This is a genomic window from Polaromonas sp., assembly GCF_039930745.1.
Classification (GTDB): Bacteria; Pseudomonadota; Gammaproteobacteria; order Burkholderiales; family Burkholderiaceae_C; genus Polaromonas.
On the sequence record NZ_JBDTTH010000091.1, the window covers coordinates 1 to 17,173 of the forward strand.

10 protein-coding genes and 1 pseudogene are annotated in these 17,173 nt (G+C 61.0%); 8 read left to right on the forward strand and 3 right to left on the reverse strand.

Features of this window, described 5'->3' with window-relative positions; all coding sequences use genetic code 11:
• Positions 1-284: pseudogene (locus ABI660_RS19585) on the forward strand (MFS transporter); the annotation flags it as partial.
• A 26-nt stretch (positions 285-310) separates the two neighbouring features.
• On the forward strand, positions 311-2,128 hold the full coding sequence (gene lpdA / locus ABI660_RS19590; RefSeq protein ID WP_348071245.1) for a dihydrolipoyl dehydrogenase: 1,818 nt from the start codon (positions 311-313) through the stop codon (positions 2,126-2,128).
• A gap of 69 nt (positions 2,129-2,197) precedes the next feature.
• Here the strand turns inward: lpdA and ABI660_RS19595 are convergent, their stop codons facing one another.
• Positions 2,198-3,817: a M20/M25/M40 family metallo-hydrolase gene (locus ABI660_RS19595; protein WP_348071247.1), complete on the reverse strand. Its 1,620-nt coding sequence runs from the start codon at positions 3,815-3,817 to the stop codon at positions 2,198-2,200.
• Positions 3,818-4,489: 672 nt separating this feature from the next.
• On the opposite strand from ABI660_RS19595, the gene ABI660_RS19600 reads away from it, so the two are divergent.
• On the forward strand, positions 4,490-6,199 hold the full coding sequence (locus ABI660_RS19600; protein ID WP_348071249.1) for a ShlB/FhaC/HecB family hemolysin secretion/activation protein: 1,710 nt from the start codon (positions 4,490-4,492) through the stop codon (positions 6,197-6,199).
• 41 nt (positions 6,200-6,240) lie between these two features.
• A complete protein-coding gene (locus ABI660_RS19605; RefSeq protein WP_348071251.1) occupies positions 6,241-11,052 on the forward strand; it encodes a filamentous hemagglutinin N-terminal domain-containing protein in 4,812 nt (1,603 codons plus the stop codon).
• Between the two features lie 160 nt (positions 11,053-11,212).
• On the opposite strand, the gene ABI660_RS19610 is transcribed toward ABI660_RS19605, so the two are convergent.
• Positions 11,213-12,130 (reverse strand): hypothetical protein, encoded by a 918-nt coding sequence (locus ABI660_RS19610; protein ID WP_348071253.1) that lies wholly within the window; start codon positions 12,128-12,130, stop codon positions 11,213-11,215.
• 177 nt (positions 12,131-12,307) lie between these two features.
• Positions 12,308-12,856, reverse strand: a complete 549-nt coding sequence (locus ABI660_RS19615; protein ID WP_348071255.1) for a C40 family peptidase — start codon at positions 12,854-12,856, stop codon at positions 12,308-12,310.
• Positions 12,857-13,079: 223 nt separating this feature from the next.
• Here ABI660_RS19615 and ABI660_RS19620 point away from each other — a divergent pair, with 223 nt between their 5' ends.
• The 4 genes from ABI660_RS19620 to ABI660_RS19635 all read left to right on the forward strand — a co-directional run.
• A complete protein-coding gene (locus ABI660_RS19620) occupies positions 13,080-14,240 on the forward strand; it encodes a PQQ-dependent sugar dehydrogenase (RefSeq protein WP_348071257.1) in 1,161 nt (386 codons plus the stop codon).
• A 78-nt stretch (positions 14,241-14,318) separates the two neighbouring features.
• Positions 14,319-15,173: an archaetidylserine decarboxylase gene (gene asd / locus ABI660_RS19625; RefSeq protein ID WP_348071259.1), complete on the forward strand. Its 855-nt coding sequence runs from the start codon at positions 14,319-14,321 to the stop codon at positions 15,171-15,173.
• 329 nt (positions 15,174-15,502) lie between these two features.
• Entirely contained in the window at positions 15,503-15,817 is a 315-nt protein-coding gene (locus ABI660_RS19630) for a hypothetical protein (RefSeq protein ID WP_348071261.1), read from the forward strand.
• 242 nt (positions 15,818-16,059) lie between these two features.
• The coding region (locus ABI660_RS19635; RefSeq protein WP_348071263.1) for a HAMP domain-containing protein at positions 16,060-17,173 on the forward strand (1,114 nt) is incomplete at its 3' end.

Consider the following 17,173-nt stretch of genomic DNA (forward strand, 5'->3'; position numbering starts at 1 on the left):
CCAAGGAAGACGACAACGACCCCTACGAGTCCAGCCAGTTCAGCGTGCTGATCGCCAACGGCAGCGGCATCTACGGGCTGTACAGCTATCGCGAGGTGTTCGAGTTCAAGGAGTTCTGGGCCATAGGCTCCGGACGCAGCTTTGCGCTGGGCGCCATGCATGCCACCTGGGACAAGGCCAAGACCGCGCGCGAAGTGGCCATGGCCGGCGTGCAGGCGGGCTGCGAGTTTGACAAGAATTCCGGTGGACCGGTAGAGCTGTTCACGGTCAAGCTGAAAAAGTAAGCCGATTATTTGCGGAGACAAGAGACATGGCATTGATAGACATCACCATTCCCGACATCGGGGATTTCGACGAGGTTTCCGTGATCGAGCTTCTGGTCAAGCCCGGCGACACGATCAAGGCCGACCAGAGTTTGCTGACGGTCGAAAGCGACAAGGCGTCCATGGAAATCCCATCGAGCCACGCCGGCATCGTGAAAGAGCTGAAGGTCAAACTAGGCGACAAGGTCAAGCAAGGCTCTGTGGTGCTGGTGCTTGACGCAGCCGGTGCTGCGGCTCCTGCTCCAGAACAAAAACAGGCTTCAGCCCCCGCTGCGCCTGCGCCGACAGCTCCTGAAAAGGTAGCGGCTCCTGCTGCGGCCAGTTTTGGCGGCAAGGCTGATCTGGAATGCGACCTGCTGGTGTTGGGCGCCGGCCCCGGCGGCTATTCGGCGGCATTCCGCGCGGCCGACCTCGGTCTCAAGGTCGTGCTGGTCGAGCGTTACGCCACCCTGGGCGGCGTCTGCCTGAACGTCGGCTGCATTCCGTCCAAAGCCCTGCTGCATGTGGCCGCGGTGATGGACGAGGTCAAACATTTCGACAGCCTTGGCGTGAGCTTCGGCGAGCCGGTGCTCGACATCGCCAAGCTGCGCACCCACAAGGAAAAGGTCGTCGGCAAGTTGACGGGCGGCCTCAGTGCGATGGCGAAGATGCGCAAGGTGACGGTGGTGCGCGGCTACGGCGCCTTCGTCGGCGCCAACCATGTGGACGTGGAAGAAACCTCCGGTGGCGCGCAGGAAAAAACCGGCAAGAAACAAACGATTGCCTTCAAGACCTGCATCATCGCTGCGGGCTCGCAGGCCGTGCGCCTGCCTTTCATGCCGGAAGATCCGCGCGTGGTCGATTCAACCGGCGCGCTGAACCTCAAGGAAGTCCCCAAGCGCATGTTGATCCTAGGCGGCGGCATCATCGGCCTGGAGATGGGCACGGTGTATTCCACGCTGGGCGCCCGTCTGGATGTAGTGGAAATGATGGACGGCCTGATGCAGGGCGCCGACCGCGACCTGGTGAAGGTCTGGCAGAAGATGAACGCACCGCGTTTTGACAACATCATGCTCAAGACAAAAACCGTCGGCGCCAAAGCGACGCCTAAAGGCATCGAGGTGACGTTTGAAGGCGAGGGCGCTCCGGCGCCGCAAACCTATGACCTGGTGCTTCAGGCGGTGGGCCGCACACCGAACGGCAAGAAGATTGCCGCCGACAAGGCCGGTGTTTCCGTGACCGATCGCGGCTTCATTCCGGTGGATATCCAGATGCGCACCGACGTGCCCCACATATTTGCGATTGGCGACATCGTCGGCCAGCCCATGCTGGCGCACAAGGCGGTTCACGAGGCGCATGTGGCGGCCGAAGTGATTGCCGGTGAGCTGCAGGGCAACAAGGAGCTGGCCAGCGCCGCCTTCAACGCGCGCGTGATCCCCAGCGTGGCCTACACCGACCCGGAAATCGCCTGGGTCGGCCTCACCGAAGACCAGGCCAAGGCGCAAGGCATCAAGGTCAAAAAAGGACTGTTCCCGTGGAACGCTTCCGGCCGCGCCATTGCCAATGGCCGCGACGAAGGCTTTACCAAACTACTGTTCGATGATTCACCGGAGGCCCACGGCCACGGCAAGATCCTGGGCGGCGGAATTGTTGGCACCCATGCCGGCGACATGATCGGCGAGATTGCATTGGCCATCGAGATGGGGGCTGACGCCGTGGATATCGGCAAAACCATCCACCCGCACCCGACGCTCGGGGAAAGCATGGGAATGGCGGCGGAAGTGGCGCACGGCAGCTGCACGGATTTGCCGCCTGCGCGCAAATAGTTTTGCATGAAAAGCGCCTGCTCCCCATAAGGAACGGACGCGAGTAGCTACAAAATCAATAGCGAATTTTCAGAGCCGGCTCAAGGCGCGGATCATCTCCGCAGCCAGCAGCAGGCGTCGGGGAATGCGATCAATCAATACAAACTCTTCCTCTGAAGAGTGGTAGTTGCCGCCTGGCAGGCCGAAACCTTCAACGACCGGCTTGCCTGATTGAGATGCCCATACTGCGTCCGTCCCGCCATAGGTGCGCGGCACCAGTTCGAGCTTGCCACCCAGGGCCGCGTAGATTTCCTGCGCCGTGCCGGCCAGCCGGCGGCCTTCCTCAGAGGCGTTGTAGGCGGGAAAACCAAGGCCGTCCTGCACGCTGATGCTGGACGATGCAAACTTCTGGCGCTGGATCAGCTGGCGCGCGGCCTGGCGCAGTGTTTCGAAGGTGGGCGCATCGGGCACGCGCATGTCTGCGGAGGCGTAGGCTTCGCCGGCGCCGCTTTGCTGGGTTGTCAGGCCATCCGATGTTTCTGCGCTGATCTGCGCTCCCGGAAGCAACGCCCGCTTGGCAATTTGCGTCAAGGCCTCGAGTACCGGTGCGGGGTCGGCGCTCGCGGGCAGGGCGAGTTCTGCCACCGCCTGGGCACGGTCCGCAATGATGTTGGACACCAGGCCGCCTCCGGCTGAGCGCCAGTGCAGGCGCGCGCCGGTTTGCGTTGCAGCGGTTTCTGTCGTGCGCCTGATCAGGTCGGCCATTTCCACCACGGCATTGATGCCAAGCGCGGGGTTGACACCCGCGTGCGATGCGCGCCCCACGATCCGGAAGTTCAAGGTGGTGTAACGCTGTCCGCCTGGTGCCAGTTTGTCGATTGCGCGCGGGTCTTCCGCGCGAGCGACCGTCCAGTTCATGCGGGTTCCGGCTACTCGCTGCTGTGCATCCTTTGCGCGCAGGATCAAGTCTGCGAGCTCTTCGATGGGCCGCGCGTCGGCGGAGGCAAACGGCCCGCCGACCTTGAGCCTGGCGGTCATCTGGCCAACGCCCGAAGTCGCCAGCACAATACCTTCCCGCTCGCCCGTAGGTTCACCGCTCAGGACAACATCATGTCCCTGGGCCTGGCTGCGAATCAGGTCGCGAGAGCCTGCAGAGCCGCGCTCCTCATCACTGTTGAACACCATGGTCACGCGTTCATAGTCTTGGAAGCCCCGCGCCTTGAGCAGCTTCATGGCATGAAGAAAAACGGCAACGCCACCCTTGTCGTCTGCGATGCCGGGGGCAATGGCGCGGTTACCGTCGCGCCGGAACGGCCGCGCGGCGGCAGTGCCGGCCACATACACCGTGTCCATGTGGGAGATCAGCATGATTTTGCGTTTTCCAATGCCTTTGAAAGTGATCACCAGGTTGGGACCCGCCACACCACTGGCCGGGGTGATACGTTCGACCTGGGCGCCCAGTCCTTTTGCAAAATTTTCAATCTGCGTCGCGACGGCCGACATGCCCGCGGCCTGGCCGGTCCCGCTGTCTACCGAGGTCAGGTCCCGCAAGGTGTCCAACACTGCGGGTGCTTCCTGCTCGGCCAAGGCTGGCAATTGCGGATCAAGCTGGGCAGAAGTTTGCGCGTGGCTGGCGTGTAGCCCGAGCAGCAGGCCGGCTAAAAGAAGGCAGGGCGTCAGAAGTCTGGCCAGACGAGTTGCAGTGCGCATCGATCTCCCCTCTTGATGATCTGACGGCAGTGTAAGGTAGCTCTGTCGTCTTGGGCATTGGACACCTGTGCGCCCTGTCTGGCTGGATGCAAGTTGCTACCTGTTTTATAGCAAGTTGAGATTCCAGGTCAAGGTCTCGTGCCCGGTGAGCCCGGTTATCGGCTCCTGGAAAAACCCCTCCTTTTCATCTGTGCCGGCAGCACAAGCTTGGGTGTCCTGCGCTGGACAGCCGGGGCGGGGCGTGTCCACGCAGACGGTCAGTCAGGCAGTTATGGCGCAGGTGCATTGACCAGTTGGCCTTATGGGACGCAGCGCAGTCGCCCCGCTCAAGCCGTGTGATGTCCGCGTTGCCGTCAAGGGTTTGCCGCAGCGGAATTTTCTTACCGAAAAAAAATATGGAAGACGAGGATTAATCCGGAAGTAGCAGAAAAATTAGCCCATTCCCGCATCTTCAAAACCGAAGAGCGATAAATGTAAGAAGGAAGAATTCAATTAGTCCAAAGGCAAAAACTAGCAAAAAACTCAGAGGTGACTTAATTACTTTCTCCGCGCGATTTTTAATTTCACAATTCGTTACCGTGAAGTAATTCACGAAAAAATGAGGCTCGTCTTCACCCCTGTGAAGGTCGCCTCACCGACTCATCAAGCCTTGATTTTTGTCAGGACGGAGCCATGAAGCGTAAGGATTGTGTCGACCCGCAAGGGCATGTGCGGACTCTAGTGCTTGCCTTCGCTGCCTGTGTTTCACCCGCCTTCCTCTCCGCGCAACCGGCGCCCTCAAGCGCCGACCCTGGCTTGCTTCGGGATCGTTTCGATTTTCAGCCGCCGCCCGAAACCGCGCCGGCACCTATAGAGCGGCGGGACGAACGACCCGAGGTCCTGCCGGACTCGCTCAGGGCCATACGGGTGACGCTCAACACCATTCACATCGAAAGTAAAACCGTGCTGCCAGGCGGCGTGCTGCAGGCGCAGGCCGACAGCTATACCGGACGCGAAATCACCGGCAGCGACATCCTGGCGCTGGCGTCTTCGCTGACGGCGATGTACCGCAATGCCGGCTACATCCTTTCCCTGGTGGTGGTGCCGCCGCAATCGCTGGCCGGTGGCACGCTCACCTTGCGCGTGATTGAAGGTTATATAGACCGCGTGAACATTCAGGCCGGAGAAGACCTCAGCCCCCACGTCAGCGCCAGGCTCGCGGAGATTGGTGAAAGAATCCGGGCATCGCGGCCATTGCAGGTATCTGTGCTTGAGCGTTACCTCCTGATTGCCAATGACTTTCCCGGTGTGGAGCTGCGCAGCGTGCTCACGCCCTCGCGCGCTCCGGCTGCCGCCGACCTGACACTGATAGCGAAGGTGAAAACCTTCGAGGGTTTCGCGGCCCTGGACAATTACGGTTCCAAATATCTCGGCCCGGGGCAGCTTTTTGTGGGGCTGACCGGCAACCAGCTGCTGGGGGTCAATGACCAGTGGCGGGTGGCCGGTGTGGACACCGGCAATTCAGAAATGTCTTATGCGCAGTTTTCCTACAGCCAGATCGTTACTGCCGAAGGTCTCAAGCTTTCGGGTACCGTGTCGCGGGCCCGCACACAGCCGGGCGACATCCTGCGGCCCTTTGATGTTCGCGGCAGCGCAGACACTTTTTCGCTGTCCATGAGTTACCCCTTGCTCAGGTCGCGCAACGAGAGTGTGATCGCGCGCGCCACCTACGACCATTCCGATGTCCAGACCGACATCCTGGGCACACGTGTGATTGAAGACAGGATACGGGCGCTGCGCCTGGGCCTGAGTTGGCGCGTGCTGGACAGGTTCGACGGGCAGAACGCGTTGGAGCTTGACTTCAGCCAGGGCCTAGGCGGCACCGACGCTTCCGATCTGCTCAAAAGCCGGGCTGGCGCCAAGGGCGTGTTCAACAAGCTGGTGTTTGACTATGAACGCGTCCAGTTCTTCAGCCCCAGCACGAGTTTGGCCTTTGGTATCGCTGGCCAGTGGGCCAACACGCCGCTGTTGTCCTCCGAGCAGTACGCACTCGGCGGCCGACGCTACGGACGGGCTTACGAACCGGCGGAACTGGTGGGCGAACGCGCGCTGGCATTTCGCATCGAACCGCGTTACGCGGGCGCATTGAGTGCGCCCGGCTTCAAGGCGTACCAGGCGTATGGCTTCTATGACATCGGCAAGGTCTGGAAGCAGGGCGCACCCACGCCCGGTGTGCCGAGCAGCCAGAGCCTGGCTTCGGCAGGGGTGGGCGTGCGCCTGTTCCTGGAAAAAAACGCGATGGTCAGCTTCGAAGCGGCGCTGCCCCTGACCAAAGCCGTTGCGAGCCAGCGCAGCAACGCCAGGGACGCGCGCTTGCTGGGTTCGCTGTTGTTGCGGTTCTGATTTTTTTTGTGCAAACGCATTCACATGAATTGAGGTGCTCCATGAAAACGGTTATCGATCCTCGCAAACCCTCGGTACCCCGCCGGAGGCCGCAATCTGCGGTGTTCATGCTGAAGGCCTTGCCGGCGGCCTTGGCGCTTGTTTTTGCAAACCCGGGATGGGCGGTCGATCCCCCTCCCACCATCAATGTGGGCGGGGCGGCCGGTCTTCCGGTCAACGGTACAGTTACTGCCGGCGATGCAAATGGAGCGGTGATCGGCAGCGAGCTGAAGATCAACCAGGTCTCCAACCGGGCTGTGCTCGACTGGACATCTTTCAATATTGATTTCGGCAAGTCCGTCGTTTTCGTTCAACCCAGTGCGGCGGCCGTGGCACTCAACCGTATTACAGGCAGCACCGACCCCTCGCAAATCCTCGGCCACCTTGAGGCCAACGGCACGGTCATGTTGATGAACAACAGCGGCATTGTGTTTGGCCCGAATTCAACCGTGAACGTGGGTTCGCTGATTGCGACAACCGGGACGATGACTCCTGCTGCGCTCGATGACTTCATGCAGAACGGGCATGTGCGTATCACGGGTGCCATAGGCGAGATCGTCAATCACGGGAACATTCTGGCCACCGCCGGCGCCAACGGCCTGGCCGCTCTGATTGCGCCTTCAGTCATCAACCATGGAGTGATCACCGCAACCGGTGGCACGATTACCCTGGCGGGCTCAAGCGCTGCGACGCTCTCTCTCAATGGTGGCTTGTATGCATTCGCGGTCCCTGGCGGCGCGACAGGCACGCAGGTCAGCAACGCCGCTGGCGCCACCCTGAACGGAAAAACCCTGTATCTGGGGGTGGGTGATGCCGCCAACCTCGTGTCCGGCGTGATCAATCTCGAGGGTATCCAGCAGGCCAGCAGCGCCATTGTGGTCAATGGCGACACCGTGGTGCTCAAGTCGGCCTTGCAGGCGCCGACTGTCAGCGGCAACTCAAACACGGTCAATGTCTCCGGGGCGGCGCGTATCCAGGACGCCGTCAAGATCGCCCGATCAGGCGGGGCTGTCAATCTCGCAGCCGGCACCTACGTCCAGCCAGTGACACTGACCATTGACAAAAGCCTGACCCTGAGCGGCGCGAGAGAGGGTTACACGCTCATCGACGCGCGCGGCGTCACCGGCTACGGCATTCAGGTCACAGCCGACGACGTGACGCTGAAGGACTTCACGCTGTACGGTCCCACCGCCAATATCAATTCCGCTTACGGCATCAAGGTTTCACCTTCCGGCAACGACGCCTCTGCGCGTTTGCACGACTTTTCAATTCGTAACGTGACGATCCGTGGATCGGGCAAGGCGGAACTGGATCTCAACGGCGTGGATGGCGCCACGATCGACCGCGTGACAGCCGATGGCGCGCCAGTCGGCAACGATGCCGGCACCACAGCGGGGGCAGGCATCCAGCTGACCGATAGTGCCAATGTCACGATCAGCAATTCAACTACTCGCAACAACGCGTGGGGCGGCCTGGCGCTTTATCAGGCGAATCGCTCTTACGACCAGCAGGTCAACAACATCACGGTTGCCGGCAACAACATCTTCAACGAACGCAATCCTGTTTACCTGCAGGACGAGTCAACCCGCCACGATTTTGGCACCCTGAGCATTGCCGGATTTAACTATGCTGTTCGCAATACGACGACGATCCCGCAGACCAATTTCAACCAGTACACCTGGCTGCAGCGCACACAGCAAGACGCATTTAACTATGCCGTTAACATCCCGAACGCGCAGTCGGCAGCGAGTTACGTTCAGGGATGGAACGGCGCCGCCGCGACCCAGAATTTCCATGTGGGTACCGGCAGCCTGCTGGAGGGCAACTCGAAGGCCATGTCCATCGGATCTGCCGTCGGCGCGGCAGCAACGGACGCAACGGGCGCAACGGACGCAACGGTGGACGTCTATGCGGGAACGTATGCGGAGCAACTGGTACTTAACAAGAAAGGACTCACGCTGACTGGGCACGACGGCGCCAAACTGGTAGTACCTGATGCGGCGGAGGTAAACGGCATCAGCATCACCGCGAACAACGTGACGGTGACCGGCATGGAGATCACCGGGCCAGCAACACAGTCTTACCTCACCTATGCGTGGGGCAACAACCGCAACCGGGGCATCGCTGTGGGGACCGGCGTCACCGGTTTTGTTATCAGCAATAACAGTATCCACGATTTGCGCAACGGCATTCTGATCGACGGAAACAACACCGGCAGCGTGACCGGTAACCGCATTGACAACACAAAAAGTGCGATCTCCGTCCAGTACACGGATGGCAACGGCATCACGATTGCCGGCAATACGCAGGGGACCCATGGCAACGAATGGGGCCTAAACCTGCACCTCAACGGCGGCGTAACCGTCACCAACGCGCCGACATTGTCCTGGCAACAGGCACTGCTGGGCCTGAGCGCCGCCAACGCCGGCTGGTCGGTGCAGGACCAGGCCTACACCTCGTCGAACCGCACCCATGTCAATGTTGCCATCGGTGGCTCGTCAAGTGCCCAGGGCAGTGCACTGACGCCGATCAACAGCATCCAGGGCGGTATCGAAGCCGTGGTTACCGGCGGCACCGTCAACGTTGCAGCGGGTACCTATTCCGAGAACGTCACCATCGGCAAGGCGCTGACGCTGGATGGCGCAGGTAGCACACAAACCGTCATCAAGGCGCCATCGTCGGCCAGCGGCACCGCCGTGACCGTGAGCAATGCGTCGAATGTCACGCTGACCGACCTGCAGATCGCCGACTCGTATTACGGGCTTTCTCTCAGCGGGACGTCCAACAACGTCACCGTGAATCGTGTTGCTTTCAACAACAACAGCTATGGCGTGCGCAACGGCACCAACGTACGCGCGGACAATTTCCGCATGCTCAACAGCACGGTCACCGGCGGACTGGTAGGGGTAGAGGCCTACAACAATGCGTCCAACACCGCGTCCTTCGCAAATGCCCTGTTCGAAAACGTCACGATCGATGGCCCGAGCTACAAGGGCTTCTATTTCGAAACCGCAGACAACCTGACCCTCAGGAACGTCACGATCCGCAATGCCGGCAACGTCGGCGAATCCACATCTCACGAGAACGGCTCGGCGATTGACATCAACCTCAAGTACGGCGCCTTCAATGCCATCACGCTGGACAATGTGGTGGTACAGGATTCGGGTCACAGTTCGGGTTATGCTGATCGTGCGGCCGTGGTCATCAAAACACGCGGTATTCCTGGTGACACGGCCTACGCTTCGACGCCCGCTAGTTTGCAGTCGGTCAACATCACTGGTGGCAGTATCGAAGGGTCCAAGGGCAACTTCGCAGACGACGGCGGTAGCGGCCTTCGCATCGAAACACTGCGCAACGCCCAGGGCGGAGACACAGAAGTTCGCATCGCAGGCGGGACCCGGTTCTCGGGCAATGGCAAGGACGTCGTCGTGGGTAACACCGCTGTCGATGCCAAGGGCGCCGTTTTTGTGGGCGCGGCAGATGGCTTTGCGATTGAGGATCGGGTCACCCACGCACTGGATACTTCGGGCCGCGGCCTGGTTACATGGTCCGCAGGCAACGTCTATGTAACCCAGAAAAGCGGCAGCATCCAGCGCGGCGTTGATGCAGCGGGTGTGGGCAACACCGTGAATGTCGCCAACGCCAGCTTCGCCGAAAACGTCACAGTCAATGCCCGCCGCGACCTGTCATTCAACGACACGCGTCTGCAAAGCCTGACGCTGGGTAGCGGCGCGGCCGGCTCGGGTATCGGCGGCGCGGTGACTGCCGAGGGCGCCGGCGGCTTCCTGTTCGATGCACCGGTCCGGCTGCTGGGAGACACGACGCTGGCCACGCAGGGGGCCAATATCACGCTCAATGGCGACATCCAGAACGCTGGCGGAGTCGCCCGCGCCCTCCGGTTGATCGCCGGCTCGGGCGGTATACGCGGCAATGTGCATATGGCGACCGGCGGCTCGACAGCCAGCCCGCTCGGCCAGTTCGATGTTGTGGCCAACCGGTTCAGCCTGCTCGACACGCTGTGGGTCAAGGCTTACAAAATCAATGCACTCGGTGATGTGGCCCTGAGCAACCACACGCTGCGCGCGCAAGATACCAGCGCGGCCAATACCTTGAATGCCGGGGGGGACGTGACGGGTTCGACCATCAGCCAGGGCAGCGTCGCGGTTGTCAGTGCAGGCAATATTGCTGCCAACATCGCCGGTACCAACGTGGTGGCACAGGCCCAAGGGGCGATGGACGTGGTGGTGACGGCCTCCCAGACGGCCACGCTGACGGCCGACACCATCGTCGCCAACATCACGGCTGCGGATGTAGTGGTGCAGTCTCAGGGCAACATGAACGTGGTGGTGTCCGCCTCCAACACCGCATCGTTGGGTGGCGGTTCGGTGGTGGCCAATGTGACGGCGCCTGTGGTTGCGGTGGAAGCTGTCAACGATGCACAAGTCTCAGGCGCCGCTTCGCAAATCACCATGAACGCTCCGCGGGGGAGCGTCAGCGGAAGCTTTGGGCAGGTCTCCAACACGGGCGGAGGACTGGTCAACGTCAACGGCAAACCCCAGGGTAACCAGACGCTTTCCAGCAATACCGAAAATAACCGTGTTGTGCCGTCGGGCGATCGTGCGGCGGAGGATGGTCCGCCCGGTCGCGTGGCGCAAGTGGGCGGCGTGTCGGCGCAGGGTGATGGCAGTATCAGCTTGAGCACGCCTGAAGTGGCAGGCGAGGCGATTGACAGTGGCCAGACCGTGGAGCTTGATATGTCGCCGCGCAAACGCGGGCAGGATAAAAACCAGGAGAAAGACAAGGAAAAAGAGTAAGCAAGCTGACTTATTCCGCCTTGCCGTACGGCAGGTCTCGCGCAGGCGCCAGTACGGGCCTGCCTGGCCGTTTTTTTTTGCAAACCCTCCAGCTTCGTGCGGCAATAGCCCGCAGCTGCCGTAGCCGCAAAAATGGGTGCTTGTGAGGTCGCGGCTTACATCAAAACAGCGGACCGATCAACCATGTCCAGAGGAAAGCAAGCAGGGCCAGAAAAAGAATCTGGGTGGTGATGACCCCCGTGACGCGCACTCCGGTGGGCAGGGCATGCATACAGTGACCGACGCCGCGTGCCAGCAACCCGCCCCCGAGCCCGCCGACGGTGAGGGCCGTGGCCCTGACTGCAGACTCCACAGTGGGAAAAGTCAGCCAGTCGGACAATTCCCTCGGTACGGCATCAAAACCGAACCACAGCACACTGATTACACCGCCCGCAATGATGACGCCGATCCCGGTGGTGGCGCTGATCTTGGCAATGATATTGATGGTTTTGTTGGTTCGTCCTGATCCCCCGATGATCTGGCGTGACACTATCTCGGATGAACACCTGCTGTAGGTGCGCAGCCTCTCGAATAGATAGTTTTTCCGCGCGGCAGTCCAGAACGCTGCGTCGGGAGCTCCTGATTCGATGTCATAGGCTGCGCGCCCCGTTCTCTGGGCCGCGATGTCTGCACGGCGCATGTCACTCTGGGCTGCGATGACTGCACGGCCCATGTCACGAAAACGGCGTTGCTTAACCTTGGCCAGAACTTCAGCCATGATTTCCGGTTTTCCCAGCCCGGTATTTGTGTTGGTCTGGTAGTACAGGATGAGTTCTGCCAGCGTTTTTCCTTCTTCTTTCAGGGCTTCCGAAAAAGCTCTCCCAAACGGCGTGATGCGGCGCCTGAAAAGATCAAGCGTCTGGTTGCGCTGCGTCTGCGCGTGCGCCCGCAATGCGAGGTGATGATCGGGATGGTTTGCAAGCTGGCCCAGCAGGAACTGGGCTTGGCGCTCTGCCGTCTTGACGTAGCGCAGCATGCGGATCAGCGAGTCGTAAGTGACTGTGACGAATGTCGAGGGCAGAGCGACCGAGAAAGGCATGTTGCACTCCTTCAAGTGAAGGAAACATTGTGGCGTTGCGCTGTGTTCGCTGCATCCTGCAAATGCAGGAGACGTGAGCGCTACCGCCGACGCTCTGTTGGTGCTTGTGCCGCTGCCAGACTGGCAGGGGGTTCGGAAAGGGCCGGATGCCCGGCGACCAAGAGCCGCGGACTGCGACTATTCGCCGGCCGTGCTGCCTGATGGCTGGTTTTGGACGCGGCGGGCACCGTCGAAGCGGCGCGCCCAGTAAGCGACACCCATGCTTTCGACCCGCACTTCGGCGCCTGGCTTGGGCGCGTGGATGAACTTGCCGTCGCCAACATAAATGCCGACATGGCTGAAAGCCCGCTTCATGGTGTTGAAAAACACCAGATCGCCGGGCTGCAGCTCATTTTTGTCGATATTCTGGGTGGCGGCGGCCTGCTGCTCGGCGCGGCGCGGCAACACCAAACCCACGGTCTGCTCGTAAATCGCCTTCACAAAACCGCTGCAGTCCACGCCGGTTTCTGCCGAATTTCCGCCGCGCCTGTAGGGAACGCCGAGAAAACCCATGGCAGTGACAACCAGCTCGGAGGCTTTGTGGCCGACGGACTGGCGTACGTGTTCAATTTTGTTGAGCAGGCCCTTGTCGGCCAGGAATTTGTCCATGTCGTCACCGGATTGGCCTGGTGCTGCTTGCGCACTGGCGGCAAGCAGCAGGCTGGTGAGGAGCAGGGAGGTGCGCATGGCCGCTAGGGTAATTGAAGGACCTGTCCTACGTCAAGCTAAAGTTTTTTCTAGCTTGCGTTGTTAAGCCATTGATTTGTAACGACATAAAACGAAACTGATTGCCGTGACCCCGCTGCCGGGAAACCCGTCAAGCCTGCGGTGGCAAGCCAAGGCTGGCATATTGGCCCATGTCGTGCGTATTCCCGGCCGGCGGGATTTCACCCTGGATTTGGAGTCAAATATGCCATCAGCCCTTATGTATCAAGCGCGGGTAGCTATATTTTTAATAGCGATTGCAGGTATTTTTAGCACCAGCCCGGCACAGGCGCAAGCACAGGGCGTTCGCCCGGAAACCGTTGCCGCCGGGCTGGAACACCCTTGGGCTGTGGCTTTTCTGCCGCTAGGGCGTTTTCTGGTGACTGAGCGGCCGGGCCGCATGCGTGTCATCGAGTCGGATGGCCGCCTTGGGTCGCCGCTGCGCGGCTTGCCGGCCATTGACGCCGGCGGGCAGGGCGGTTTGCTGGATGTGGTGGCCGATACCGGCTTTGCCGGGAACCGCAGGATTTACTTCTGTTATTCCGAGCCGGCGGCCTCGGGCGGCGGCAACAGCACGGCGCTGGCGCGTGCCACCCTGGCGGCCGACAACAGCCGGCTCGAAGATGTGCAGGTGATCTTCAGCCAGAAGCCCAAGTTTTCCAGCAGCGCACACTTTGGCTGCCGCGTTGTGGAAGGGCAGAAGGAGGGCCAACCCGACGGCACCCTGTTCCTGACCTTGGGCGACCGTTATTCGCGCATGCAGGACGCGCAAAAACTGGACAACCACCATGGCAAGGTGATTCGCATCAACAAGGACGGCAGCGTCCCTCAGGACAACCCCTTTGTCGGCCGGGCCGGGGCCTTGTCTGAGATCTGGAGTTACGGCCACCGCAACATGCAGGGTGCAACCCTGGCGCCCGACGGCAGCTACTGGACGCATGAACACGGCCCGCAGGGTGGTGATGAAATCAACCTGCCGCAAGCCGGCCGCAATTACGGCTGGCCGGTCATCACCTATGGCGAGAACTACGGCGGCGGCAAGATCGGCGAGGGCATCACTGCCAAAACCGGCATGGAGCAGCCGCTGCACTATTGGGTGCCGTCGATCGCCCCTTCGGGCATGGCGTTTTTGACCAGCGACAAATACGGCAAGGCTTGGCAGGGCAATCTTTTCGTCGGTTCGCTGAAGTTCGGCTACCTGGACCGCATCGAGCTGGCCGAGCCATTCAGGGGCAAGGTCGTGCGCGAGCACCGGCTGCTCGAAGGCGGTGGCCGCATCCGCGATGTGCGGCAGGGGCCGGACGGTCTGCTCTACGTGTTGACCGACAGTCCGCAGGGGCGCCTGTTGCGCTTGCAGCCGCAGTAAGCGGGGCCATGGTTGATCAGGAAAGCCTTGCGCTGCCTCGATAGAATGGCTGATTTTCCCGACCAAGAGTGAGCCTGCGTGTCCGAACGATCCGAAGTCCTGTTGCAATACCTGCTGCCTAAAAAGGCGATCACCGAGTTCGGCAGCCATATAGCCTCCATGCGAGGCGGCGCCATAACCACAAGCATCATCCGCTGGTTCATCGGCAAGTACGGCGTCAACATGGCCGAGGCGGCCAACCCGGACATCGCCAGCTACGCTACTTTCAACGACTTTTTCACGCGAGCGCTCCAGCCGGGCGCGCGGCCCCTGGCCGAGGCCGACCTGGTTTGCCCGGTTGACGGCGCTATCAGCCAGTTCGGCAGGATCGAGGGCGACCAGATTTTCCAGGCCAAGGGCCACTACTACAGCACCACGGCGCTGGTCGGCGGCGACCAGGAACTGGCAGCCAGGTTTGAGGGCGGCAGTTTCGCCACAATTTACCTCAGCCCCAAGGACTACCACCGCATCCACATGCCAGCCGATGGGCGCCTGCAACGCATGATTTATGTGCCGGGTGCGCTGTTTTCGGTCAACCCGGCCACGGCGCGTGGCGTGCCCGGGCTGTTTGCGCGCAACGAGCGCGTGGTCTGTGTTTTTGAGTCGGCGCGCGGGCCATTTGTCCTGGTCCTGGTCGGTGCCACCATCGTCGGCAGCATGGCAACGGTGTGGCACGGCGTGGTCAATCCACCCCGGAGCAAGCAGGTACGTGAATGGCACTATGCAGGGCCGACGTCCGTCGAACTCAGGCAGGGCGACGAGATGGGCCGGTTTCTGCTGGGTTCCACCGTGGTGATGCTGTTCCCCTCGGGCGCCTGCCGGTTCAACCCCGTCTGGGCGCCGGAGGCGGCTGTCCGGCTCGGTGAAATGATGGCGGATTGCTCGCACCAGTGAGCCGCGACTGGCCAGTGTGGATGCCGAATCGCTATCATTAATATAGCTGCTTGCGACCGTAGATAAAGGGCTACAGGCACTTTTTTCTTGAAAGACGGCGATTCCGCTCCCCGTATTTGGCAAAACCTACCTCAACTTCGTCTTCGTCCTACACGCAGGGCAACCACTTTGGCTTAGCTTCAACGCAGTCGCGCCGCGCAAGGGGCGTCCCCCGGAACCTGGGGGAAAGGCGCCCACGCATCGCGCGATATTTTTACATTTTGCAATCAGGGTTTTACGCTCGCGAACGGATCTTGCTTCGTAAACTAGTTTTCCGGAACGAGGACACCATGGACTACAGCATCCAGTTGATGGATAAAAAGAAGTTTTCACCGGAGGAGTGCCGCCTCATTGAACAGCGCTACAACCAGGCGCTGGTCCAGCAGTTCGGGAATTCTGCAGAGGTTGCACGCTCGCGCCGCGCCTGGGTGCAGGCCAAAACACGGCAGGATGAAATGGCCGGTGCAGATATTTCTCTCGAGGAAAAGCAGGCCATCGTGCACTGGGAGCGCCCCGAAGCCGCTGCACGCCTGCTTGCCCTCGAGGGTTACACCGGCGCGCTGGAAGATCTTTATATCGATGTCCGGGTGGAGTCCGCGCCCTAGGGCACTTCATCCCGACCTTTGCATCCCCGCGCGGGAGCCCAATTTTTCAGGGAAAACCTGCCAATATAGATCGGCGGGCCGTTTTTTTTTGTAGTCCTTTTTCCATACTTGCGTTGTTTGCTGGCGCGGGCCAACAGCGCCTCGTTTTCTCCTGAAAAAAGCGTGTGTTTCTGTTGCTTCCCCTTGTCTCGAGCGGTAAATTCTCGAGCGTTAGCAGACTAACCACTAAAAGGGACACGGCCATGGAGGCATTAGCAAGACTGCCCTTGATCGAGCGTGATACCGAACTCAAGACCTTGCTCAAAGCCCTCAGTGCTTTGCGCCGCGGAGATCCCAAAGCCAGTTTGCCCACCGGGTGGGACGGCCTGTACGGCAAGGTGGCCGCAGAGTTCAACCAGCTGGCTGCCGTCAGTTGCAGCACCACCGCGAGGCTAAAAAACCTCAGGGCCCGCAGGACAACAAGCCGGCGCCTGTCGCCTTTGTCGGACGAACCACGCCTGACGGGTTTCTGGCAGGACAGCGTCGCCGCTATCGACAGCGCCTGTGCGGAAACCGACGCTGCCGCGGAGCAGAACAGGATATTTCTGACGGCGCTGGTTGCGCTGCGCAAGGGCGACGCCAGGGCGGCCCTGCCGCTGGACTGGACCGGCCTTCCCGGCAAGCTGGCCGATGCCTTCAATGACGTGGTCGCTGAAAACGTGCGAATGGCGGAGGAACTGGCCCGCCTGAGCCGCGTCGTCGGCAAACAGGGGAAGCTCAGGGAGCGAGCCCGCGTGCCCAATGCCAGCGGGTTCTGGCGCGAGTCGGCCGAATCCATCAATTCGCTGATTGCCGATCTGGTGCACCCGACCAGCGAGGTTGCCCGCGTGATCGGCGCCGTGGCGCAGGGGGACCTGTCCAAAAGCATGGCGCTGGAGGCGGAAGGCCGCGCCCTCGAAGGCGAGTTTTTGCGCACCGCGATGATCATCAACAAGATGGTCGAGCAGCTGGGCACCTTCTCCGCCGAGGTCACGCGCGTTGCGCGAGAGGTCGGTACCGAAGGCAAGCTGGGCGGGCAGGCCGATGTGCAGGGCGTGGCCGGCACCTGGAAAGACCTGACCGATTCAGTCAACTCCATGGGTTCCAACCTGACCGCACAGGTGCGCAACATTGCCGAGGTGACAACCGCGGTGGCAGCAGGCGATTTGTCCAAGAAGATCACGGTGGACGTGAAGGGCGAGATTCTCGAACTCAAGAACACCATCAACACCATGGTGGACCAGCTGCGGTCTTTCGCGTCCGAGGTGACACGCGTCGCGCGAGAGGTCGGCACCGAAGGCAAGCTGGGTGGCCAGGCCGATGTGCAGGGCGTGGCAG

What these genes read in the sequence shown, in the direction of transcription:
- lpdA (WP_348071245.1), top strand. Translation starts at nt 311, where the DNA reads ATGGCATTGATAGACATCACCATTCCCGACATCGGGGATTTCGACGAG.
- ABI660_RS19595 (WP_348071247.1), bottom strand. Translation starts at nt 3,817, where the DNA reads ATGCGCACTGCAACTCGTCTGGCCAGACTTCTGACGCCCTGCCTTCTT.
- ABI660_RS19600 (WP_348071249.1), top strand. Translation starts at nt 4,490, where the DNA reads ATGAAGCGTAAGGATTGTGTCGACCCGCAAGGGCATGTGCGGACTCTA.
- ABI660_RS19605 (WP_348071251.1), top strand. Translation starts at nt 6,241, where the DNA reads ATGAAAACGGTTATCGATCCTCGCAAACCCTCGGTACCCCGCCGGAGG.
- ABI660_RS19610 (WP_348071253.1), bottom strand. Translation starts at nt 12,130, where the DNA reads ATGCCTTTCTCGGTCGCTCTGCCCTCGACATTCGTCACAGTCACTTAC.
- ABI660_RS19615 (WP_348071255.1), bottom strand. Translation starts at nt 12,856, where the DNA reads ATGCGCACCTCCCTGCTCCTCACCAGCCTGCTGCTTGCCGCCAGTGCG.
- ABI660_RS19620 (WP_348071257.1), top strand. Translation starts at nt 13,080, where the DNA reads ATGCCATCAGCCCTTATGTATCAAGCGCGGGTAGCTATATTTTTAATA.
- ABI660_RS19630 (WP_348071261.1), top strand. Translation starts at nt 15,503, where the DNA reads ATGGACTACAGCATCCAGTTGATGGATAAAAAGAAGTTTTCACCGGAG.